At 43.6% G+C, this 23,800-nt stretch carries 24 protein-coding genes; 11 read left to right on the top strand and 13 right to left on the bottom strand.

Annotated features, from left to right (window positions below):
• Positions 1 to 5 precede the first annotated feature (5 nt).
• From KHN78_RS20600 to KHN78_RS20590, 3 genes are all read right to left on the bottom strand, one after another.
• A complete protein-coding gene (locus KHN78_RS20600; protein WP_211918705.1) occupies positions 6 to 1,751 on the bottom strand; it encodes an amidohydrolase in 1,746 nt (581 codons plus the stop codon).
• 98 nt (positions 1,752 to 1,849) lie between these two features.
• On the bottom strand, positions 1,850 to 3,460 hold the full coding sequence (locus tag KHN78_RS20595) for an MFS transporter (protein WP_211918703.1): 1,611 nt from the start codon (positions 3,458 to 3,460) through the stop codon (positions 1,850 to 1,852).
• A 20-nt stretch (positions 3,461 to 3,480) separates the two neighbouring features.
• Entirely contained in the window at positions 3,481 to 4,545 is a 1,065-nt protein-coding gene (locus KHN78_RS20590; RefSeq protein WP_211918701.1) for a porin, read from the bottom strand.
• A gap of 305 nt (positions 4,546 to 4,850) precedes the next feature.
• Here KHN78_RS20590 and KHN78_RS20585 point away from each other — a divergent pair, with 305 nt between their 5' ends.
• The 4 genes from KHN78_RS20585 to KHN78_RS20570 all read left to right on the top strand — a co-directional run bounded on the left by KHN78_RS20585 (position 4,851) and on the right by KHN78_RS20570 (position 8,531).
• Complete coding sequence (locus KHN78_RS20585; protein ID WP_211918699.1) at positions 4,851 to 5,480, top strand: transcriptional regulator; 630 nt, start codon at positions 4,851 to 4,853, stop codon at positions 5,478 to 5,480.
• A complete protein-coding gene (locus tag KHN78_RS20580; RefSeq protein ID WP_211918697.1) occupies positions 5,462 to 5,941 on the top strand; it encodes a hypothetical protein in 480 nt (159 codons plus the stop codon). The genes KHN78_RS20585 and KHN78_RS20580 overlap by 19 nt, the downstream gene beginning before the upstream one ends.
• Positions 5,942 to 6,007: 66 nt before the next feature.
• Positions 6,008 to 7,372 (top strand): winged helix-turn-helix domain-containing protein, encoded by a 1,365-nt coding sequence (locus KHN78_RS20575; protein WP_223917834.1) that lies wholly within the window; start codon positions 6,008 to 6,010, stop codon positions 7,370 to 7,372.
• 271 nt (positions 7,373 to 7,643) lie between these two features.
• A complete protein-coding gene (locus KHN78_RS20570) occupies positions 7,644 to 8,531 on the top strand; it encodes a tetratricopeptide repeat protein (RefSeq protein WP_211918681.1) in 888 nt (295 codons plus the stop codon).
• Between the two features lie 32 nt (positions 8,532 to 8,563).
• Here the strand turns inward: KHN78_RS20570 and soxR are convergent, their stop codons facing one another.
• Entirely contained in the window at positions 8,564 to 9,001 is a 438-nt protein-coding gene (gene soxR, locus KHN78_RS20565; RefSeq protein WP_211918679.1) for a redox-sensitive transcriptional activator SoxR, read from the bottom strand.
• Positions 9,002 to 9,384: 383 nt separating this feature from the next.
• Between soxR and fusA the strand changes: the two genes are divergently transcribed.
• A complete protein-coding gene (fusA, locus tag KHN78_RS20560) occupies positions 9,385 to 11,409 on the top strand; it encodes an elongation factor G (RefSeq protein ID WP_211918677.1) in 2,025 nt (674 codons plus the stop codon).
• 72 nt (positions 11,410 to 11,481) lie between these two features.
• Here fusA and KHN78_RS20555 read toward each other — a convergent pair whose 3' ends face one another.
• The 4 genes from KHN78_RS20555 to KHN78_RS20540 all read right to left on the bottom strand — a co-directional run bounded on the left by KHN78_RS20555 (position 11,482) and on the right by KHN78_RS20540 (position 12,785).
• Complete coding sequence (locus KHN78_RS20555) at positions 11,482 to 11,676, bottom strand: hypothetical protein (RefSeq protein ID WP_128813323.1); 195 nt, start codon at positions 11,674 to 11,676, stop codon at positions 11,482 to 11,484.
• 114 nt (positions 11,677 to 11,790) lie between these two features.
• Positions 11,791 to 12,006, bottom strand: coding sequence for a (Na+)-NQR maturation NqrM (gene nqrM / locus KHN78_RS20550; RefSeq protein WP_211918675.1), 216 nt, complete (start codon positions 12,004 to 12,006; stop codon positions 11,791 to 11,793).
• Positions 12,007 to 12,015: 9 nt separating this feature from the next.
• Positions 12,016 to 12,498 (bottom strand): NifB/NifX family molybdenum-iron cluster-binding protein, encoded by a 483-nt coding sequence (locus tag KHN78_RS20545; protein ID WP_211918673.1) that lies wholly within the window; start codon positions 12,496 to 12,498, stop codon positions 12,016 to 12,018.
• Positions 12,495 to 12,785 carry a DUF134 domain-containing protein gene (locus KHN78_RS20540; RefSeq protein WP_211918671.1) on the bottom strand — a complete coding sequence of 97 codons (291 nt, stop codon included), beginning with the start codon at positions 12,783 to 12,785 and terminating at the stop codon, positions 12,495 to 12,497. Before KHN78_RS20540 ends, KHN78_RS20545 begins: the two co-directional genes overlap by 4 nt.
• Positions 12,786 to 13,244: 459 nt before the next feature.
• Between KHN78_RS20540 and KHN78_RS20535 the strand changes: the two genes are divergently transcribed.
• From KHN78_RS20535 to KHN78_RS20520, 4 genes are all read left to right on the top strand, one after another.
• Positions 13,245 to 14,234 carry an ABC transporter substrate-binding protein gene (locus tag KHN78_RS20535; protein WP_211918668.1) on the top strand — a complete coding sequence of 330 codons (990 nt, stop codon included), beginning with the start codon at positions 13,245 to 13,247 and terminating at the stop codon, positions 14,232 to 14,234.
• An 86-nt stretch (positions 14,235 to 14,320) separates the two neighbouring features.
• Positions 14,321 to 15,220 (top strand): ABC transporter permease, encoded by a 900-nt coding sequence (locus KHN78_RS20530; RefSeq protein WP_128813327.1) that lies wholly within the window; start codon positions 14,321 to 14,323, stop codon positions 15,218 to 15,220.
• On the top strand, positions 15,213 to 16,454 hold the full coding sequence (locus KHN78_RS20525; protein ID WP_211918666.1) for a glycine betaine/L-proline ABC transporter ATP-binding protein: 1,242 nt from the start codon (positions 15,213 to 15,215) through the stop codon (positions 16,452 to 16,454). The genes KHN78_RS20530 and KHN78_RS20525 overlap by 8 nt, the downstream gene beginning before the upstream one ends.
• A gap of 264 nt (positions 16,455 to 16,718) precedes the next feature.
• A complete protein-coding gene (locus KHN78_RS20520; RefSeq protein WP_211918664.1) occupies positions 16,719 to 17,228 on the top strand; it encodes a copper resistance protein NlpE in 510 nt (169 codons plus the stop codon).
• 181 nt (positions 17,229 to 17,409) lie between these two features.
• Here the strand turns inward: KHN78_RS20520 and KHN78_RS20515 are convergent, their stop codons facing one another.
• Positions 17,410 to 18,294 (bottom strand): LysR family transcriptional regulator, encoded by an 885-nt coding sequence (locus tag KHN78_RS20515; protein ID WP_211918662.1) that lies wholly within the window; start codon positions 18,292 to 18,294, stop codon positions 17,410 to 17,412.
• A 93-nt stretch (positions 18,295 to 18,387) separates the two neighbouring features.
• On the opposite strand from KHN78_RS20515, the gene KHN78_RS20510 reads away from it, so the two are divergent.
• Both KHN78_RS20510 and KHN78_RS20505 read left to right on the top strand, forming a co-directional pair.
• Positions 18,388 to 19,287 (top strand): DMT family transporter, encoded by a 900-nt coding sequence (locus KHN78_RS20510; protein ID WP_211918660.1) that lies wholly within the window; start codon positions 18,388 to 18,390, stop codon positions 19,285 to 19,287.
• Positions 19,288 to 19,509: 222 nt separating this feature from the next.
• Positions 19,510 to 20,601: a transporter substrate-binding domain-containing protein gene (locus KHN78_RS20505; RefSeq protein ID WP_211918658.1), complete on the top strand. Its 1,092-nt coding sequence runs from the start codon at positions 19,510 to 19,512 to the stop codon at positions 20,599 to 20,601.
• Positions 20,602 to 20,703: 102 nt separating this feature from the next.
• On the opposite strand, the gene KHN78_RS20500 is transcribed toward KHN78_RS20505, so the two are convergent.
• From KHN78_RS20500 to pncB, 4 genes are all read right to left on the bottom strand, one after another.
• A complete protein-coding gene (locus KHN78_RS20500; RefSeq protein ID WP_128813332.1) occupies positions 20,704 to 21,222 on the bottom strand; it encodes a glycine zipper 2TM domain-containing protein in 519 nt (172 codons plus the stop codon).
• 221 nt (positions 21,223 to 21,443) lie between these two features.
• The gene (locus KHN78_RS20495) at positions 21,444 to 21,791 is read right to left on the bottom strand and encodes a GlpM family protein (protein WP_211918642.1); all 348 of its coding nucleotides are present in this window, start codon (positions 21,789 to 21,791) and stop codon (positions 21,444 to 21,446) included.
• A 4-nt stretch (positions 21,792 to 21,795) separates the two neighbouring features.
• On the bottom strand, positions 21,796 to 22,155 hold the full coding sequence (locus KHN78_RS20490; protein WP_211918974.1) for an acyl-CoA synthetase: 360 nt from the start codon (positions 22,153 to 22,155) through the stop codon (positions 21,796 to 21,798).
• A 167-nt stretch (positions 22,156 to 22,322) separates the two neighbouring features.
• Entirely contained in the window at positions 22,323 to 23,633 is a 1,311-nt protein-coding gene (pncB, locus tag KHN78_RS20485; RefSeq protein WP_211918640.1) for a nicotinate phosphoribosyltransferase, read from the bottom strand.
• Positions 23,634 to 23,800: the final 167 nt, after the last annotated feature.

The following is a 23,800-nucleotide window of genomic DNA, read 5'->3' as shown; positions in this document are numbered from 1 at the left end:
CTACATTAGTTCAAGAAAATGTCATCACCACCAATAACGGTTCCGACAATACGAATATCTTTCAGGGTTTCACGTTTCTCTTCTGTTGCTTCTTCTGCCAAGATGGTGAAATCGGCCCACTTACCTACTTCGATTGAGCCACGAACGTCTTCTTGGTGTGCAAGCCACGCGTGGTTGTAAGTGATTACGCGCATTGCTTCCGCAACTGTCAAACATTGATCTTCGCCGTATACTTTGCCGCTAAGAGAGCGACGGTTGACCGCACACCAAGCCGAGAACAAAGGGCTCACTTCCGTCACCATGTCATCCGAATGCACACCATGCATTAAGCCATGATTTGTTGCAGAACGGCATGCATCCATACGTCTCACGCCATGTTCACCGACAGTGTATTTCGCGTGCACATCCCCCCAGTAATACAAGTGGTTAGTAAATAGGTTTGGCGTAATACCCACTTGCTTCATGCGGTAAAACTGGTTTTCTGTCGCTAACTGGCAGTGCTCTAATGAGTGACGGAATCCAAGATTTGGCTTGGTTTTACGAAGTTCTTCAATTGCTTGAATCGCGACTTCCGTGGCACCGTTACCGTTGGTATGAATAGAACAAGACATGCCGTGAGATTCACCGATAGAAATCTGTTCAATCAACTTATCTTTGGACATCAATAGATGACCATTTGGCTTACCCTCTGTGACGTAATTTTGTCCAGGAAGTAAGTGCGCGGTAAATCCTTGAATTGAGCCATCGGTTAACATTTTAAAGTTGCCAACGGATAGGTACGGGTTTTTCTCATCACGGATTGCATGCACCGCATCCCAGCCTTGTTTGTCACCGTAAACCCAGCGATCAATTGAAGCAAACCAAGGTTCCATATTGACGCGAGTATACAAACGACCTTGCTCTTGTGCTTTTAACCACCCCTCTGCTGCCACATTGCCCGGAGTCAACGGGAAGTTCGTGCCTTTATCTGTCACGCTTGTACAACCGTTGATGCGCGCCACTTTGGTTGCTAACTCACCCGCATGAATGATGCCCTCTTCAGAGAAGTCCATTCTTGCTGCGCCTTTAGCAAACGCGAACTGCATCATCGCAGGCTCCGCAACCGTGCCGTTCACTTGACCATTTTCATAACGGAATAGGTTTGGGTCTTCTTCCATATTCTCGTAACCACATAGCTCAATCGCGACAGAGTTAATATTGATGACATGACCAGACGCATGCCCTAAACAGATTGGAAACTCTTTGCTCACTTCATCCAACACATTGCGAGTCACGTCAGCGCCAGCGAGCAACAATGGGTCAAAGCCCCAACAGTTTAACCACTGTTCACTATCTGATTCCAAACGGGCACGGTCTTTTTCAATCAACGTTTTTAGGTGTTCTGTCAGTTGCTCAACCGATTGAATACCTTTCATGACTGAGCCATCTGCCGCTTTACGATCCACATAACCCACGTAGTGTGAATCTTTAAGGTAGGCGCCTAACACATGTGGATGCATATGGTGTTCTGCAAAGCCTGCATAAATGTAGTTTTGCTCGAACGTATCGTTGAATGTTGCTTCGATACGATGGGCAGCTAGCAATGAACGAATCGTTTCAATTTCACCGACACCGACAATCACACCATTTTGAACCGCAACCGCTTCTGCTTCTGGTTGGTCAGGGTTCATCGTAATCACTTTCTGTGCTGTAAATACGGTCACTGGTTGTTTTGCATCAATTAGGCGCATGCATAGAGCTTGATAGTTCATAAAAATGTCTCTTCTTATTAATTTGTAGGGTGCGTCCTGCGCTCACTTTGAGAAGTGGGATAGCAAGTAAGTGCAGGACATTTCATTTGAATTTCGTTTTATGGTTTTTGGGTCCAACCTTGGGTCGGGATACCCATAAAGCCTGGAATGTGAAGCAGAACGAATAATGTCAGTGCCCAGAACGCATACTGTGCCGAATCAATACGTCCTTCTTTGTAGATAGACAGCGCCGCTTCTGCTTGAGGCATATCCGCACCCGCTTGTGTTAGCTTATCGAGAAGCACTTGATTGGACATAAAGCCATGAACCGGAGTCTCTGCAACATAGGCTTTCACCACTGGTGCAACATCACTTTGTTCAATGTTGGATTTGTATAGTGATGTCGAGCTGAATAGCAGCACCGCACCAATAATCGCAACACCAGCGGCCTGCCAAACGTTACGAGTTGAACACTGAATACCACCCGACTGCGCAGCATCGCGAGGGTTAAGTGCTGAAGCCACAATCATTGCTGATTGAGAAGCGTAACCACCTTGACCACAGCCAAGCAGTAGCAAACCGGCATACATAAACATTGGGTTGAAACCATCGGCTTGAAGCGAGTACGCCATTGAAAGTGCGCCAAGGCAAACCGCTGCTGATGACGCCAGTACCACCATACGAGGAGACCAATGGCTGTATTTTTTAGGAATACCAAGAGAGAAAATAATCATTGGTGCAGCCATGGTTGCCATTGCGACACCCGTTGCGGCGCCACCAAGGCCTGCAACCACCATGATCCACGACAGCGTCACGAAAAATGCTGCGCCAAATACCGCAAAGATAAGGCCCGTTACATACAAACCATTACGAACTTGGCGAGTTTTGATAAACGATTCTGGAATAAGCGCTGCGCCATGTTTTTGCTCAATTTGTTTTTCTACCATCATAGTCACAATCATGATCGCGATACCCAAGATAGCAAGTGGTAGTGCTGGAGAAATACCCATCACAGTAAACGGTGCCGACATTGGTTCAATTAGGCCCCATTCAGACACTTTTGAACAACCAATGATGAATGCAAGCAAACCTAACGACGCCATTACCGTGCCCACATAATCCACTCGCATTTGTGCTGGTTTGATGTCTGGAATGATTTTCCACGCCGCTAAAAAAACAAGTACAAACCAACCTGACATGGTAGAAAACGCAGCTTGATAACCCGATACATCCATGATGATGCCAGCACCAATCGGCATCACAACCGCCGCAACACCCGTAGCTGCACCGACACCGCCAAACGCCACGGCTCGTTCTTTACCCTCATAGAGAGAGACAATGATGCCCAGTACCGATGGAATCATTAACGCAGCACCAAAGCCCGTTAGAGAGCGAGCACCCCAAATAAGTACATCCATATTTGGTGAAACAACCGCTAGCGCTTCACCAGCCGCACACAACGCTGCGCCGGCCATAAACACCTGTTTAAAACCCTTAGCGATACCTAACATACCGCCAAATACCATCAACGCACCCGCAAGTAGGCTGTACACGATATTGGCCAACTGAACTTGGTTCATCGTTGCATTCAGTTGCGAGATAAACTCATTGGTTGACATTGAAAGCACCGAGTTATCACCCGATGTTCCGACCTGTGCGACACAGACCACAAGCAAAGGGAACCACATGGCCATTCCCGATTTATTTTGGTTTTTAATTGCTACATCCATAATTTTTTCCTTCTAGCAATCTAGAAATATTGAGGGTATTCAGAGAAGAAGTAGATAATGCCGATTGACCAAGCATCGCCATGGAACAAGCTGTTCTTGGTTGAGTCATGATCAATTCGATATTCAGAATAGAGGGCGAGCTTTTTATCAAAGTTTTTTACTACGCCAACATTAGAGAATTCTGTCGTGTATGCGTCCGTTTCAGTCGTTAAACGGTTGTAGCCAACAAACGCTTTCCAGCTATCAGAAAAGCGATAGTGTCCAAAAAATTCGATTCCATCGGAATCAACGAGTTCTGAGGCAACGGGTGCGACGCCAAATTCTTTTTGATTGTTGTTGCCAAATGTATAGTTTCCACCCAGCATCCATTTTTCATTGTTGTAGAATGCTCCAACAATGGTCGCACTGATGGCATCTTCACCCTTTGCTAACCCATCCGCATTCGCGACTTGGTGAGCGACACCAAATTGAAAGCCACCTTGCGCATAACGTAGAGAACCACCATAAGTCGTACCAACGGTGACCGTATCAGTAATGGCTTGGTCACTTTGATCGCCCGCAATCAAACCTACGAGTATCTTGCCATCCCCAACCCCAAATTGGTGATAGTACTTAACCGAATTGTCAGCTCGACCAAAACCACCCACTTCTGATGCAGGCGCAAAGAATGCCCCGGTTGCGGTATCTTTATTGCTGAATACGGTGTCTGAATACATAGCGATGTCATAAAAAGGAGACCAGACTTTACCCGCTTCAATCGAACCATATTTTGTTCGCATGCCGATGTAACCAAGACGCGTATTAAACTCGTTATCGGTCACATCACTAAACGCTAAGGCATATTCCAATTTTCCAAATGCGGTGATGTCGTCATTGATTTTGTTCTCACCCGCAAAGAACAAGCGAGAGGCATTAGAGTTAAAGCCTAAATCATAGGGACTATCATCAAAATTGTGGCTGTACTCAGCAGCAATCCAGCCACCAAATTCCAGTGTTGCCGTATCATGTTTGGCTATCTCAATAGCTATCGCAGGAGAAGCTAACAAGAAAGCACTAGCAGTAAGCAAAAAGCGATTTGTTTTCATTTTCTATCTCCGAAAACAACAAGGTCGTTGGGTACATGCAGCAACTCAACGATGTAAATGGCATCAAGCCGATGGAGATAGAATGCGATTTCAGTGAATAATAGACCTCAAAAAAACCTCAATTTGATGTTTTTATTCTTTCAAATGCCATCATATTGGTGAATATATCTAGATGAGAAAGGTATAAATTCTGCTTTTTATCAAAAATACCTCAAGGCAAAAGTTATTGTGAAGTTTAACAACATAACTAAATCCGTTAGCTCTTAGAATGGCGGGATGCGTAAATTAGATAGGTTGGGCAACGAGTGAATTTAGTTCTGCACAGCGATCATTATCAATTTGACGGCTTTTGTTATTCTCCGACAGAGGGCGTGATAATAACCAAAGACAAAAGAATCATCTTAAAAGCTCGTGAAAACGAATTACTGCACATTTTAATTAAACAACACCCGTTACCAGCAACACGAGATGCCATTCAACAAGCGCTATGGAGCAACTCCTATGCAACCGACTCAACCATTAACCAAGCCATAAAAACATTAAGAGACGATCTCATCGACAGCGATCGCACGTTAATAAGAACCATCCCCAAAACAGGATACATATTGGGTGCTAGTCCTAAATTTGTTCGATACCAAATGGGGGCCATATCTAAACAAAAGGGGACTCATACCCAATATTTGCCCACTTTTATTTTTGGGCTGATCTTAGGTTTATTTTTTCTTGTTACTGGTTATCAATTTGGCACACCAGAAGTCATCGGCATTACAGCAAATAACAATCAAACTCATTACCTTTTTGAGCCCGACAACATCGAACTTGCTCGATTTAATTCACCCCATTCAGATAAAGAAGCATTTATTGAAAGAACCGAGCTGGGATATAGACTTTGTGAAATAAATCAGGGAGTAATGTTATGCAAAAACATCATGTAATTACGAGCATCACATTATTTATCATTGCCTTCGTATTTTTCTGGGCTGGGTATGAGCTACATAATAAAATGAACTCACCATTGCGAAGTATCGCTGGTGTTTGGACCGGACATTCAAAATTAGAAACAAAAACAGGTCCGATAAATTACGAAGTCAATGCTCTTATTCAGGCAGAATCTATCACCCTATCGCTCGTAGCGCAGGCACAGGATAACGCCAAATTTGCATTTCGACTGGATCTCAAATACGTGGAACACACAGGAAGTGAGTATCTGTTTAGCGTCAGAGATCGCACAACAACTTGGCTAGAGCAAATTCGTTCGCAAGAAAAATTGGATATCCCCGTCATTGGGCATTTTCTCTCTACAACGTTAGTAAAGAAAAATGAGCACCAAGTTTTCTTTGTATTTGATCTAGGAAAAGAATATGCATTCGGCACATTGTTTGAAAAAGGGATTTAGTTGGTTCTAGGGGGAAGCTAGACATTCAAGCAATACACGAGTTGCAGTAAGGAATAGCACGTGTACATGATTAATGGCATCTGTTTTAACAGTGCAGAACAGACCATAAGCTTTAATGAAAAAAGTATTCTACTGAATCCTAAAGCCAATCAGTTATTACTGTTTATGGCACAAAACCCAAACAAAACACTCTCAAGAGAAGAAATTTTAACCTCAGTTTGGAGCCGTGATTTTGTAAGCGATCACTCACTAACACAAGCGGTAAGCGACTTAAGAAAAGCCTTAGCGGAACTCAGCGCTGAACACAAAAGAGTCATTATCACTCGGCCGAAAGCAGGCTATGTATTAGAGGCCGATGTCAAATTATGTGACCTTACCTCATCACTAAGTAATGACTTACCAACGGCGAAAACTCACATCCTCAAACAGTCAAAAATCATGCTTGGCCTCTTAGTGATAACGTTAATCTCCGCTATTTCTATCGCGGTTTGGTCACTCCCCAAAGGCCTTTCAACGCCAAATGTCACAATCGACCCCTATAACATGGTTTTTGTCACTTTTGAGTCCGAACCTAAATATCAACACTTTGCGTTCAGTCTAAGTGATCTCATCAATTATCGAGTCAACCAACAAGGTCGCTACCGTTCATCCTTATTATATGAACAAAGTAGTGAGCTTTCTGAACGCGCCGCTCTCGTCATGTCAGGATTTATTGAAGAACAAGACAACCTACCCGTTTTGACTTTCTACATCTATGACAACTTGTCGAATAACAAAGTGTTCGAAAAACAATACTCGTTACACGATGATGTGATTTCAACCGTCCCTAAAATCATTCTTTCTGATATAGAATCTGCACTAGAAGCGCCTTTTGACCATGAAATTATCAGTAAGCTAGACCGACAATACCCGCAAGATGCCGCTACATTTAACTTAATACACAAAGCTCATTATGCGTCCAATATTATTACCGTGCGCTCACTCTATTCAGCGATCAAACTTTATGATCAAGTGCTAGCCATTGACCCAACATTAGAGATTGCGGCTGCCGAACGTTTTATTTCAGCGTCCATTCTCAACTCCATTCAGCCAAACGCCATTTCAACAACGGAAATGGAAGTCTTGTTCAATAGCTTAATGGATATTGATGATGAGCTTCACGCCCCAATTTATTATGAAGCGCTAGCGATTCACTCTTTTTCACTCGATGATCCAAAGCAAGCGAAAGAGCACCTATCTCAAGCGCTTTCAGTGAGAGAGTCATGGACCAGTAATATCCTCGCAGGGAAAATATCTCAAGCTGAGGGAAAGGATTATCAAGCGGCAACGTCATACAAGCGTGCCTATTCAATGAAGCCAGATGAATCAACGCTACGGGTAGTCAATACCTTATTATTCACCACCAATTTAACAGAGTTTGGTGTGCCATAGGTTCACCCATTTGAGTGCTCGCTAAGCCCTTTATCCTATCCCCATATATGGCAAGGGCTTAGTTGTATTAACGCCTAGTCATTAAAATCAATCATTAAAACCAATAGCCAAAAATAATACCAAAACCAATCCATGTAAAAGCCAACAAAGCTCTCTCACCACTTCCATTCATCATAAAAATATTGGTAAGACTTTTGTCGTTAAACACTTTATAAAACAACCATTTTTCGTGCTATTTTTGCTAAACCACGTCTCAATTTGCTATGGTTTCATGGATCCATCCCAAAAATCGACGCAAAAGGACGTTTTATGCGCACAGCTATCGCCATTTTTTTTCGCCGCCCTCCTCTCTTTCCAAACTTTCGCGTCAGAAGAGAAATACTCCGAATCTGAATTATTAGACCGCCCACTCATGGAGCGTTACATACTCGATGAGTTAAAATCACTGCGACAAGAGCAGCAAGATTTAGAACGCAGAATGATTGTCGAAATCACTGACCGCGAGTTAACCGTCGCCGATAAATCCTTGAACTATGCGAACGTCACCGTGACGTATTTCTTTTACATCATCGCCGGTGTTGCTTCTTTGATTGCGTTCGTTGGCTGGCAGTCATTGAGAGAATTCAAAAACAACACGACAGAGATGGCCGACAAACGCCTGGAAAAAATCGCGCAAGAATACGAGAAAAAATTCGTGGCTCTTGAGCGTGATTTAAAACGTAAGACACGCATCATTAGTGAAAACAACAAAGAAATCGAAAAGATCAACGAAATCCATAACTTGTGGTTGCGCGCGCAAAGCTCTCAAACGCCCGAGCAGCGCATTGATATTTACGATGAGATTTTGCTGGTTCGTCCGGGTGATTTAGAAGCGCTCACCTACAAAGCCGATGCCGCGATGGAGATAAAAGAGTACCACTGGGCACTCAGTCTATGTAATCGCGTCCTGGAAGTGGACGATACAAATGGCCCAGCACTGTATCAGCGAGCCTGTGCTTATTCTCGATTGGGTATCGAAGAGCAAGCTATCGAAGATTTAGAACGTGCAATCGACACCAGTCCGTCCATTCGAGATTTGTTGGCTGATGAACAAGATCTTGAGCTTCTACACGGTCATGAGCGATTTGAGCGCTTACTTTATTCCGCCGCCGATCAATAAAAACACAAGATACACAGTACGAAAAGGGCAATCTAGCCCTTTTCATCCTGTGACAAGTTGGACCCTGAGTGCTCTTTACCTAGTACATCATCAGGATTTCTCAATGCGCAACTTTCAAGAGAAAGACACCCACAGCCTATGCAACCGCCCAAGTCGTTTTGTAATGCTTTAAGCTTTTGGATTTTCAGATCGAGTTGCTGATGCCAATGGCTCGCCATGCTTTCCCACTGTACTTTATTGGGAGCCCCATGTTGTGGCAGTTCATCCAACGCTTGCTTGATTTCCTCCAAAGATAGCCCGACTTGCTGAGCAGCTTTTATCACCGCCACACGACGCAATACACTGCGGTGATAACGACGTTGATTACCTGCATTGCGCCAACTCGATATCAATCCTTTCTGCTCATAAAAGTGCAGCGCTGACACTTTTACTCCAGAGCGTCTTGCGACCTCCCCAACGCTGATTTCCATTACTTACTCCTTGTTTCTTGTTTCCTACTTAACCTCAAGAATACTTGAGGTTTAACACGATAATGAACATAGAGTAAAGATACGGTGTTACGCACTTAGGTATGTTCTGCATTGGATCACTCATGTTCATTGATGATGAATTCATGACCTAGATTAAAATTCAATCGCTTTCATCATGAAATAAATCACATATTTTTTGTGGATATTGGGCCATGCTTATGACTATGACCTCTATGCAAGGTGATTATATGTTTCGAGTCATCCGAAAAATGACGTGGAAGACGAGGTGGCGGTAAACCCGCCGACTCTAACGCAGTTCATAACCTAACTTCAGGTTAGTCCAAGAACTTCACGGTTCTTCACGTCATTTGCAAGGAGGCTCTATGCCTATCAACAAGATCCGCAACATCGCCTTTGTCGGCCAAACGGGGACTGGCAAAACTACGTTGATTGAAAAACTGCTTTATACCTGCCAAGCCACCAGCCATCTCGGGTGTGTAGAAAAAGGCGATACCGTTACCGATTTCGATTCCCAGTCCATCCAATATCAACACAGTATTGAGGCGACACCAGTCAGTTTGAGTTGGAATAACCATCGACTGAATATCATTGACACCCCTGGGCAAAGTGAGTTGCTTGGGCGAACCATCAGCATCTTTCCTGCTGTCGAAACATCCGCGCTAGTCATTGATCCTCAGGCCCCAATCAACCAAACCTCAGACCGACTCTTTGCTTTTGCTAAAGAGCAGAAAAAGTGCCAAATGATCATCATCAATAAGTTGGATGATCACGGCAATCAACTCGAAACCGTTCTTGATAATATTTTTGAGCATTTTGGCGACAACTGCTTGCCAATCAACTTACCGTCTTCCGATGGAAAATCTGTCGTCGATTGTTATTTTGAGCCGAATACGTCTATCGAAACCCTCATATCCAATGTTGAAGATACGCACGAAACCTTGATAGACCAAGTCATCGAAGTCGATGAAGAACTTATGGAGCTCTACTTAGAACAAGGCTCAGAACTCACGGCAGAACAACTTCATGATCCCTTTGAAGAAGCATTACGGACGGGCCATGTTATCCCGATCTGTTTCGTATCATCAGAAACCGGTGCAGGTATAGATCTGCTATTAAGAACCTTAGCGGAAATCATGCCAATGCCGAATGAGGGCAACCCTCCAATGCTCGAAAAGAACGGTAAGAGAGTTAAAGTCAACTGTGAAACGTTAGAGCATACCGTGGCACACGTATATAAAGTGAGCGTCGATCCCTACATGGGAAAACTCGCCTATTTACGTGTCTATCAAGGTGAAATTACTGCCGGTAGCCAACTCTTTGTCGGAGAAAATAATAAAGCATTTAAAGTGGGTCATTTGTATCAACTACAAGGTAAAGATCGAACAGAAATACCACGAGCACTGGCGGGAGATTTCTGTGTATTAGCAAAAGTAGATGATCTCGAGTTCGACTCGATCGTGCATGATTCGCATCAAGAGGATGGTGTGCAACTTAAAACACTCAATTTCCCTGACTCTATGTATTCTTTATGCTTGAAGCCGGTAAAACGAGGCGATGAACAAAAGCTTGGTGACGTCCTCAATAAGATTTCAAGCGAAGATCCATCACTCAGAGTAGAACATCGTGCCAGAACCAATGAGACCATTATCAGTGGCCAGGGAGAATTTCATCTAAAAGTTGCACTTGAGAAAATGCTGAGTGTTTACAAGCTCGATGTTGAAACCTGTCAGCCAAGCGTCGAATACTTCGAAACCATTACTAAGCCAGCTGAGGGGCACTATCGTCATAAGAAACAAAGTGGTGGCGCAGGTCAATTTGGTGAAGTTCAACTAAGAGTTCGGCCTCTTGAGCGTGGCGCAGGCTTTCAGTTCATCAACAAAGTTGTTGGTGGATCCATTCCTACTGCGCTGATTCCTGCGGTAGAAAAAGGGATTGTTCAAGCCTTAGAAGAGGGCGCGATTTCTGGGAACCCAATTAAAGATGTCGAAGTCACCGTATACGATGGTAAATATCACTCGGTAGACTCGAAAGAAATTGCGTTCGTCATTGCGGGGAAAAAAGCATTCTTAGATGCCATTAACAATGCCGATCCAATCGTGCTAGAACCGATTGTACAGATGGAGTTGCACATCCCCACCGCCAACGTCGGTGACGTATCAGGAGATCTTTCGGGCAATCGAGGATTAATCGAGGGCACAGAACCCATTGACAGTCACTTCACCATATTAAGAGCAAAATCCCCAGTGAATGAACTTCAAGATTACTCGCGGCGTCTGCGCTCAATCACTGGTGGTGAGGGCAGTTTTAATATGACTCTAAGCCATTACGAGCCCGCTCCTCCAGCGGTACAAAAGCAAGTTTGCCAAAGCGACGCCCAACAAAATTAGCACTAACTTTCTGATAAATATCAACCAAAACGCCCTTAAGCAAGAGGGCGTTTTTATTGGCATACAAATTATTTATTTGTCTAACGAAAGTCCAATCTGATCGAGTTTGTCTTCAAAGGCAGCAATACTCTCGGCTTTATACGTTGGTGAGCCATTAAAGTAACGCGGTTTCTCTGGAAGCATCGCGTTTTTTAGCTCAACTTCTTGCTCAGCATTATCATGATAAACCGTTACTCGATTTGGAATATCCTGTTTCATCAAAGCCATCTTGATTCTCCTATGTAAAGACGAATCATAAGCGTAGAACTCAACCAGCAATATGCAAAAGTACTTATAAAGAAATCAGACGGAATCGACAGTTTGACAAACTATCTACAACACTTAAGAAGACGATAAATTGCCTGAGTTAGGCTCCTGAATTTGATAAAGTCGACGTTCACTTTCCGCGCACGTTGTTTCACAATTGCAGACCTTATCAACACCTACATTGTTCAATCCACCACAACTGCCCTGAATCCGTTTTTTATGGAAGATGACACCAAGCGACATCAACAATATCACCGCTAAAAAGCCTAAGAACGTAAATAACCAAACCATCGTCATTCCTTACTTAGAGATGTGTTGTATCAGTATAGTTGGCCGAATGGAACCAGAAACCTTTTCCTTATTCGCTCTTGGATTAAGCAGTAATGATGGTGCCGAGGATTTACTACCACAGCCACCACAACCACCTTTCTTCATGTGATGAGTAGAGGGCCGACCTTGACTCGCTTCAACAAGAGCAATACGGGGAACAGCAAGCACGTCATCCAATGAACTGCGCGTCGATAGTTTGAATACCTGTTTACCGCTTTTCAACAGTTTATTTAAAGCTCGCTCGCCAATGTTTCTCACTAAAACTGCATCCACTTGATACTCTTTTAACGACTGAATAAGCTGTGATTTCGCGTTACAGCCAGCTTGAGGCATCGCCGCAATGTTCGCTAAGTTCTTGAGCATACCTTTGGTATCGGAAAAAATAGCAATGTATGGCGCTTTAACAAAATGGTTAGCGACTCGCTCACCATCATTTGGAATAGCATAAATCATGAGTTTGACTCCTCGTCTGGAAAAACCAATGCACAACCCTCAACTAGACTCTTTGCGACTTTGTAACGCGCCCTCTTCACCGTATTACCAAAAGTTTGGCGAGAAATCCCCATTTGTTCGGCAGCTTCTTGTTGACTCAATCGTTCTAAATCAGCCAAACGCAACGCTTCTAGCTCTTCAGGTAATATGTCTATTTTATCGAGCTGGCTGTATGGAACCCCGTTGGGCTTAAAACAATGATGTGCCGCTCTTCCACAAATACGCCGTTCTATTTTTGGTCTCGCCACAGATCCTCCTTTGGTTAACTTGTTCAGATTACGCCCATAACTGGCATATGCCAATAACGGTTTTTGTCATATGCCAATAACTTAGTTTGCAAAAATAACGTAGTTTGCAAAAATAGCGTGGCTTGCACAAATAACTTAGCTTGCACAAATAACTTAGCTTGCAGAAATAACCTAGCTAGCAAAATGGCCCCCAATCGAACGCTATTTTTTTGACCAATGACAGAATGCCAATGTTGATTAGACATCTAACAAAAGCATTGACTGATAAACCAAATTCCATACCAATACAAAACTATCACCAAATAAAAAACTTTGTTTATTAGGCGATTAACGTAGAGCTTTTCAACTAGCAATAATAAAAATTAACAAATAATTTCACCGTATGGTCACCTTATTAGTTTGAACACTAATGATTATTTAGTTAACATTATTGAGACAATTAGAGAAAGGAAACTCAACATGAATTATAAAACACCGTTACTATTCGCGATTGGTGCGCTAACGGCCAATGCAAATGCAAGCGAGTGTGGATCGGTCACAATTGCAGATATGAACTGGAATTCAGCCACGCTGATTGCTAACGTGGACCGCTTTATTCTTGAGCACGGCTATGGATGTGACGCCGAGCTTATACCGGGTGATACTATGCCTACAGGTACATCCATGATCGAAAAAGGCCAACCGGATGTTGCACCAGAGCTTTGGAGCAATAGCCTGAAAGATGCGTTAGACAAAGGGGTTGAGGAAAAACGCCTACGCTACGCAGGCAAAGCGTTAGTAGACGGTGGTGAAGAGGGCTTTTGGGTTCCGGCTTATCTAGTAAAGCAATACCCAGAAATAAAAACCATTGAGGGCATTAAAAAGCACGCGAAGCTGTTTTCTCACCCTGAAGATGACAGCAAATCGGCATTCTATAGCTGCCCTGCCGGTTGGAACTGTCAAATCAGTGCTGGTAACCTTTTTAGAGCAATGAACCTTGAAGCAGCAGGCTTTGACATCATCGACCCAGGCTCTAGCGCAGGTTTATCGGGCTCTATCGCCAAAGCGTATGAGCGTGAACAAGCTTGGTTTGGTTACTACTGGGCTCCAACGGCGGTACTTGGTAAATACGACATGGCAAAAGTCGATTTTGGTAGTGGCGTTAATGTCGATGAATTCGTCAATTGTACCACTCAAACCGAGTGTGATGCCCCTAAAGTCACTATGTACCCACCATCACCGGTACACACCATCACTACTGAAGAATTTGCGTCACGCTCTCCAGCGGCGTACGACTATTTCACCAAACGTGGTTTCACAAACGCGGATATGAACCGATTATTAGCGTGGATGGAAGACAACCAAGCGGATGGTGAAGAAACCATGTTCCACTTCTTAGAAAACTACCCACAAATCTGGACGACATGGGTTCCACAAGATGTCGCCAAAAAAGTGCAAGGTGCACTGTAATAGCAACGACACATCAATGGCATAGGAATGCCTTATTTGCAGTATGCCGAGGCTGGTTTCAGCCTCGGTAAAAAAAGGAAGTAAACATGTCTGACTCGACTTGGCTCAGCGAATTCCCAGAAATGGATCGCTCAGACCTCAGAACAATTCGTAAAACTCTTGATGGTGCCTACCGCGATTTCTCTCGTGAGTATGGCGACTTAATTGAATCATTCTTCGACCCTCTCCTCACCTTTCTTGTTTGGTTTGAAAAGCTCCTCATTTCCACTCCTTGGGTCATTATTCTCGGCGTTTGTACCGCTTTAGTCTACGCGGCAAGTCGTTCTTGGAAGCTTGCTGTCGCCTGTTTCGGATCGTTGATATTAATAGGTTACTTTGGCATGTGGGAAGACACGATGCGGACTCTCAGTATTATTACTGTTTGTACTATGCTCGCCATCGTACTCGGTATCCCGATTGGTATCGCTATGGCTCGCTCTAATCGTATTCAGTCTATTGTTACGCCGCTGCTCGACGTGATGCAAACCATGCCTGCGTTTGTTTACCTTATCCCTGTGGTGATGTTGCTTGGCATTGGTAAAATTCCGGGCTTGATCGCCGTTGTAATCTACGCCATTCCTCCCGTCATTCGTCTCACCAACCTTGGTATTCGCCTAGTTGATAAAGAAGTACTGGAAGCGGCAACCGCTTTTGGTGCGAGCAAAAAACAACGTCTACTAGGAGTACAATTACCTTTGGCGATGCCAACCATTATGGCCGGTATTAACCAAACCATTATGATGGCTCTTTCTATGGTCGTCATCGCATCAATGATTGGCGTAAAAGGCTTAGGTCAACCTGTTCTGAAATCCATCACCAATCAATACTTCACTCTTGGCCTATTAAACGGTTTGGCTATTGTTGCCCTTGCGATTTTGTTCGATCGAGCATCGCAAGCCTACGCAAAACGCACTCAAGCTCACTTAGGAGATCTAAAACATGACTAAGCCTCTTATTGAAATCAGTGGCCTATACAAGATCTTCGGTCCTAAGCCAGGCTCAGTGATAGACAAAGTAAAATCAGGTCAGAGCAAAGATCAAATCTTGGCTGAAACAGGGCACACCGTCGGTTTAAAAGACATCAACCTTAAGATAAACAAAGGGGAGATTTTCGTCATCATGGGATTATCCGGCTCCGGAAAATCCACCATGATCCGACACTTCAATCGTCTCATCGACCCGACAATGGGCCAGATTTTGGTCGAGGGCATTGATGTCATGAAACTATCAACGAGTGAACTTGAACAATTTCGTCGACATAAAATGTCAATGGTGTTTCAGCGCTTTGGTTTATTGCCTCATCGTACGGTGATTGACAACGTGGCTTATGGTTTAGAAATTCAGGGTATCAAGAAAGAGGACCGCTTAATCAAAGCGAATGAATGGCTAGATACTGTTGGTCTAACCGGTTATGGAAATCAATATCCGGCGCAGCTTTCTGGTGGACAACAACAGCGTGTCGGCCTTGCTCGAGCACTCGCGACCGATGCGGAAATTCTGCTCATGGACGAAGCGTTTTCGGCTCTTGACCCACTGATCCGCAGTGAAATGCAAGATCAACTGATTGACCTGCAAGAAAAGCTGCATAAAACCATTATCTTCATTACTCACGATTTAGATGAAGCGCTGCGCCTAGGCGATCAAATTGCAATTTTGAAAGATGGGGAGTTAGTGCAACAAGGGACACCAGATGAAATCTTGCTTCACCCTGCTGATGACTACGTGGAAGCCTTTGTTAAAGACGTCAATCGTGCGCGAGCATTAACCGTTGAAACTGTGATGAAGCCACCGGCATACCGAATAACGGCCACCACGATTGAAGAAGCGTTGGTAGAAATGAAGCGAGTGAAACAGGACTACGCTTATCATGTCACCGATGATGGCTTCCAAGGCGTACTAACACGAGAAAGCCTCCTTGACGCAGCCAAAGACAGTGCAACGCAAACTTTCGACAAAGAGATCTATGAAGAGGTGCCGGTGATTTCGCCTGATTCAGTGATTGAGCATGTACTTCCTGACACCATGTCTTGTGATTACTCACTACCAGTCGTAGACGATGAGGGCAACTTGCAAGGAGAACTCGAGCGAAGTGCTGTCGCAGAAATCTTCTCTGATGAATCAGCAGATAGCACCGCAGAGAAAGCTTCAAAAAAGCCTCCGATAATGGATAAGGCGTCATAACCTCTCCGATGTACAGCAAAGGCTCATAGGGATGAGCCTTTCTTATGCCTGCCCCTCCCAGCGATTTAAGCCCGAACATCAAATAAGCATCCATGACTTTGCCGCTTACTGACGGTTCACTCAAATCTCTGACAAAAAAGCGATAATGACTTACGTAATATTGACTCAGTTTCGTAATAGCGGACTATTATTTTAATATTATTTGCTAAACCAAGCATCCCTAGGTGGCAGAACATGTACACCGTTTATTCAAAGAGGACTGAAATGAAAAAGACATTGTTAGCATTGACCAGTGCTGTATTTATTTTGGCTGGCTGTCAGGACGAAAAACCAACTGACACCACTATAATTGATGCTCCTCAAGCTACTGAAACACAAGAAAGTGTGGATGTCACTCCGATAGAAGATGAGCAAGTGATCACAACAGAAACGTTTGTGGATACGGCACATAATTCAAAGAATGCTCTCGATTGGAATGGTACTTATCAAGGCCTGTTACCTTGTGCTGATTGTGAGGGAATTGAAACGACCCTGACATTAAACACTGATGGCAGTTACACGCTTAAACAAGTTTATAAAGGCAAAGAAGATGGCGAATTTTCATCAAACGGCCAATTTACATGGAACGCTGCAGGAAGCACCATCACGCTTGTTGATGAGTCGGCCCCCAACCAATACTTTGTTGGTGAAAACATTCTGATGAAACTTGATATGAATGGAGAAAAGGCCACGGGTGATTTGGCTTCATTCTATAACTTGAGCAAACAGCAATAGCTAACAGCTAATAGCTAATAACTAATAACTAACAGTTAACTGTTAATAAGTAATAGCTAATAAGCCCCGTCTCCTGGTAACGAAAAATCCGAGCATCCCCTAGCTCGGATTTTATTTGCAACCCTGCTTGTCTTATAAAAATCCTTGTTTATTGCTATAAATGAGATTCTAAGCCTTTTGCTTACAAGCACTGCTGTTTCAACCAGTTAGTCAACTTGATGATCTCGGGTTGCCTTACTCGATTCTTTTTATGGACAAAGTAAAAGCTATCCCCTGTTTCTAAGCCATGGGATGGAATGTAAACCAAGTCCTGGGCTTTATCGCGCTCATTCAACATAAAGTCATTGGCAAAGGTAATACCCTGATCGTATCTCGCAGCCTCGATCGCCAATAACATATGACTAAAGTGTTGCATGTCTACATCCTTTGGTAATTCATACCCCCCCACTTCACACCATTGTGACCAGTCTTTTCCTCGTTCTCTATAAATTGAGTCGGTAGACAAAATTGGATATCGCCAAAAAACATCCGGTATGGGTTGCTCTTGTATCTCTTTCCAAAGGTTAAGGCTGCAAACAGGATAAAGCGTTTCATCGTACAGGCGCACTGCCATATAATTGCGCTTTGGCTTTTGCACGGTAATAAAACAATCCCCAACACTGTCTGTTTGGTCAGGGTCACCGGCGACCATGTTCAGCGTGAGGTCAATGTCAGGATGCAAACGCTTGAAGTCCGCCAACCTCGGAATCAACCACTTTACGGCCAACGAGCTATAAATAGCGAGTCGTAAACTGCCTTTCTCACCCTCTCGTACTTTCTGGCTCGCGATCGCGATTGCGCTAATGGCCGGGCTAATATCCTCAAGGTAACGAATACCAACGTCAGACAAAGACAGCTTCCGCCCCTGACGAATAAACAAAGCCTCACCAAGGTAATCTTCCAACAAACGGATCTGATGACTGACCGCACTTTGAGTCACATTGAGCTCTTGTGCCGCGAGAGAAAAGCTCAAATTACGAGCAACCGATTCAAAACAATGCACGGATCTTAATGGCGGCAACTTCATTATCTAAAAATCTCATACTATAACTAATAAATATCACTTCACTTCATCCTATGTCATCACCTACTCTTTGGCAAAGTTACAGGAGAAGAAAAAGTGAAAGTCACATCTGTCGGTGCAGCCATGCTGCTATTAATTGTTGGTAATCTTATCGCGGTGCTCTCAGACGCTTTAATCAAAAGTGTGGGTAACGAAGTACCTATTTTTCAGTTTGTCTTTTACCGACAGCTTTCTGCCGTCATGATACTACTGCCCGTATACCTGTTAACAAAACAGAGTCCTTTAATGGAGGGCTTTAAATGGCATGCTGTCCGCGCACACGTATGGTTAACTGGTGCGACTTTCATGGTGATCGCCATTTCATCTTTGCCGCTTGCGACTGCCAACGCAATTTTCTATGCCGCCCCTTTGATTATGTTGCCACTGGCTGCAATCTTCTTTGGGGAAAAACTCTCCGCACAATCAATTATCGCTGCTGTTATGGGCTTCGCTGGCGTGCTGGTAATTATTCGTCCTAATCAGATTGATTGGGCTGCGTTGTCTGCATTAGTGGTTGCCATCACACTGGCTATCAACAACTTGCTGATCCGCAAACTTCCAAAGAATCAATCCGTAACACACACACTGTTGATGACTAACCTAGCCGGTATTCCTGTCTCACTCTTGCTGGTTTTTATTGAGGGTGAAACATGGGACTGGAGCTCATTCCCTGTTGCCGCAGGATCGAGCTTATTCATCATGATTTACGCCGCCACGTGTGTACTCGCTTATCGTTCAATCGAAAGCAATAAAATTGCAAGTGCTGAATACAGCGGACTAATCGGCGCGGTGATCGTTGGGTTTATTTGGTTTGGTGAAGTACCCGATGTGTTTATGGCAATTGGGACGGTCATGATTGTACTACCGCTTATTTGGCTATCAAAACGGGAACGAAAAAAGCAGAAACGAGAACAAGCAACAAAAGAGCACAAACACAATCATGCTCCTGTGGCATAAGCAGCAAGACCAAAACACCGGGAATAGAGATAGAAAAGCGAGGGGGCGATGACTGCCCCTATCAAATCCCTATCAACTGCTATAGTTAAGAAAGTAAATAACAACACTAAGGCAGTATTGAATTCGTTATCATTTCTTAACAACTGAACGTCTTTGAACTTTGGGGAGACTCGTTTCCCTCAACACGATTCTTCGCTGCCTCTTATCAGAGAGGTACTGTGCATGCCAAACGTATTACAGTCGATGCGCCAAGTCTGGATTTGCCTATTACTCTTTCTCTTTAGCTTTGTGAGTACCACCACTTTTGCCTCTTCGATAAAAGTTGGCACCTACCCTTGTCCACCTTTTGTGATTAGTTCACTCGACAACAAGTTAAGTGGCTTAAGCATTGAACTTTGGGAACACATCGCTGACGAAATGAATGTTGAGTTTTCAGTTCAGCATTACCCGCTCAATGAACTGCTCGACGCTATCGAAAAAGAGCAAATTGACATCGGCGTATCTTGTATTTCGATCACCCCTGATAGAGAACTTTTCGCAGACTTTTCACACTCGTTTTACGAGACACACCTTGCTATTGCCATTAAAAATCAAGGCTATCTCCATACATTTCGTTCGATCTTTTCTAACGGGGGATTATGGTTGCTTGTCGGCGGAATATTACTAATTGCTGGATTACTTGGCGCTTTCTTTTACAACTTAGAGCAAGGGAATAATGACAAGCTCTACTCAATGCAAAGTCGATTAGGACGCTGGGTTGAGAGCTTTATCTTAGGGCTACTGTTCATCACTCGCGGTCCCTTTAATTATTTCGAGTTCAAAACACTAACTGGCCGAGTCATTACGGTTTTCATTGCCGTTTTTAGTACATTGTTTATTGCCAGTATCACTGCAGTTCTAGCAAGTAAGCTCACGCTCAGTCAAGGACATTCCCAGATAAAAAGCATTAACGATCTTGCCAATGTAAAGGTCGGAACCAAAACCGCAACGACTTCTTCAATACTGCTCACCAGTTTTGGTATTCGTCATGAAAACTATACCGATATGTCATCTTTACTTGAGGCATTGGATCGAGGCGAAGTGCAAGCCATTGTGGCAGATGATGTGGTGCTAAAGTATATGATCGGTAATGGTAGAACTTCTGGCCAATACCTTGATTTAGAGGTGCTACCCTACCAACTTGAGAAACAAAACTACGGGTTTATTCTCACTGAAAACAATACTTATGAAGAAGAGATAAATCGAGCACTTCTCCAGATCAGAGAATCGAGAAAATGGCGAAAAACACTGGTCGATTATTTTGCTGATAAATAACAAATCAGAGCGTTGTCACCCTAATTAGACACCCTTTAGTTCGAAAAACGGGCTAAAGGGTGCTTTGCTCTGTGTATTAAGCCATTGAAAAATAGCGGCAGATTATTGTGGCAATATGACTTTTCCATCTTGAATTGGGAATGTAGAACCTACAGGTTTACTTTCCAAACGAACGGTTGATGGCACGCCCGCTACATTATAAGTTACATTGTAACCTACTACTTTTTCTGATGTGGTGTATTCTGTGTGACACTGCTTTTCCGTCGTTGTCACTACGTCGCCTTTTTGCACATTATCTTGGATCTCTCGACCCGCTAATGCACCTGCAATAGTCCCCGCCGCGGTAGCAATCACTTTACCTGACCCGCCACCGATTTGGTTTCCTAGTGCCGCTCCTGCTGCTGCACCACCAACCGTACCAAGCAGTTTGTTCTCGTCTTTTGGTTGCACACGGTGAGTCACGACAACGTCTTTACAGACTTGGTGAGGATTTTTCACCGTTTCTGTTACCGCCTCGACCAAAGTGATGTTTGCTTCTGTTGGTGGTGGTGGCGTCTTATCTTTACAACCCGCTAATACTGCTACCACTGCCGTTGCTATTGCAATCGATTTTATATTCATAATTTAGTTCCAGTAAATTTTACTTTGCTTGGACCAATGGTAAATCGAGAGAAAAAACAAACATCAGCGAATCATAAAGCTTATGTCATTCTGAGGTTAAAAAACAATGTTTTATAAGAAACAAGTCAATTCTCGATAGGAGCAACGTCAATTGACACAACGCCGACTGAGAAAGCCAAATTGACGTTAGGCTTAAGAAGAAAGCTAGGCTGAAAAGAAAACTAAGCAGGAACCATCCAACGCGTCCAAAAGACAAGCAGGATTGAAGCACAGACAACCCAAACGAGTGTTGCGGCAGTTAAGGTGCCCACTAGACTTAAGCGATAGCTAAAATAGAAAACGGAAATCAGATAAGCACTATAGGGAATCAAGGAATAAATACCAAACAATGCGGTATCACGCAGGGCTTGCATATCTCGTTCTGTTCCGACGATAAAGTGGGCGATCAATGAAAACGTCGGAAACAAAGGTATTAAGCCGGCGATGTAAAAGCTCTTCGACTTTGAAAGCAGTGCAATGATCATCACTGCAGCGGCGCCAAGCAATGATTTAAGAAACAGACTGGTCATCGAATTATGCCAAACTCAAAAACAGTTCATCATCGGTCAAGTATTTATGACGATGCGTTAAATTTCGCAGATGCATAAACATAAAATCAGGAAATCCCGGTGCGATGATGTTATTTGGCTCCCAGAAAACTCCCCCGACAAAGACATATCGTCCCTGCTTTTCATCATCGTGCAATGGATTATTGAGTGGTGAGGAAAGTTCAGCACGGCACCCCTCCACCGTACAGACGATCTGGCCTTTATAAATACCAATAACACGCTTAACAAGATTCGCTTTTATGCCACATTTCCACGCTTGACGCGTTGCGAGCTCGTATCCGTGCTTTCTTATCGTTTTTTTCTGCAAGTGGACAACCAAATTCATCATTCATTCCTGATTTATCTTTGGTTGTACTATAACCAAATCACCCTCTAAGATTGCCGATATAAATTTATCGAAACCATAGAGGGTGATGATTAAGTTCGTGCTGAGATAGATGCTTTTTGTCTATCCATTAATCCAGCTCAGTCTGTTCATTAATTCGGCTTAATCTATGCATCAATCAGGTAATTATCACCCTCATTTTCAAGGCGATCTATCAACTGTCGACACTCTTCTAGATCTAAAGGTTGCTCAAAACGACGTTTTAGATTCATCAAGAAAAAGATATCTTCACACATGGCTTTTTCAGGTTCATCACTGATTTTTGCCACTGGAGAGCCATTGCACGTCACCATTTTAATCACGATAGATAAAGGCTTATATTTCGTGCCATTCGCATTCGTGTACTCACCCATGTCGTTCGCCAGAGACGTGCCAATACCAAAACTAACTTGAACACGACCTTGGAAATATTCACAAATATCCAATGCTTGCTCAAAGTTCAAACCATCGGTAAAGACTAAAGTCTTCGTCATCGGGTCAATGCCAAGCGAGTGATAATGCTCAATCATCTTCTCGCCCCATGCATAAGGGCATCCACTGTCGTGACGCACGCCTGCATACGCATGGCTCAACTCTTCATCAAAGTCTCGAAGAAACGCATCAATGCCAATGGTGTCAGTTAATGCAATACCTAACGCTCCATTAAACATTTTCTGCCAACGTTGCAATGCGACTTTCTGTGAATCACGCACATTGACGAGCGCCTGATGCCCCATGAACCATTCATGAGCCACCGTACCAATTGGTGTAAGTCCGAGTTCACGGGCTAAGTGGTAGTTACTCGTGCCAGTTAGGTTATTTGGTAAGGCTTGGCTTAAGAATTCAAGCATTGAACGCTGTGCTTGGAAAGAAAAGCGACGACGAGTCGACATATCTGCAAACTTAAAGTTAGTAATATTACGGCGCTTCAATTCCGCTTTTAAATGACGAACTTTGTCTTCTAGTACCGATTGAAACTGCTCTACAGGAACATCTGACCAACGAGAGCGGCTACGGACTTCCGATACAATGCTCATGATGATGGTTTCGTAAAGAATGGTTTCTTTCCACAGACCATTGATAGTGATGCGCAACTGGCTAGAACTATCCGCCATCGTTTTAATATTGAAAGAAACATCACGTTGAGGGTTAAACCGAAATGCGCGCAGACCATCAACAAATGCCGAGTTTAAGTAAGGCGCGACGCCTTTCATGTACTCAATTTCGTCAGCAGAAAACCGAATATCTTGCAGTTTCAGAACTTCCGCTTTTACCTCTGGTAGCAATTCAGAAAGATCCTCTTCACTACGTACAATAAATTTGTATGACACCATCGCATCAGGATACAACGCCGCAACAGCGCTCATCATGTTCACTTTGTATACGTCGAAATCTAACGCACTTTGAATGATGCGAGACGAAAATAAATTGGTGGTCATTCGGAGCCCTTCTACACGCCCGTTCTTGTTTATACCTCAATTTCCTCTGTACGAGGCAAACCGTATCTTATTGTTTTTCCACTCCGGATTAAGAGTGGTTTTTCACATGGCTAATTTTGGTATATAACTTTTTGTTACTAACTTAATTGCGTAAACAATAAACACGC

Source organism: Vibrio sp. B1REV9 (assembly GCF_905175395.2).
Lineage (GTDB): Bacteria > Pseudomonadota > Gammaproteobacteria > Enterobacterales > Vibrionaceae > Vibrio > Vibrio alfacsensis.
This window is presented reverse-complemented; position numbering and strand designations above follow the sequence as displayed.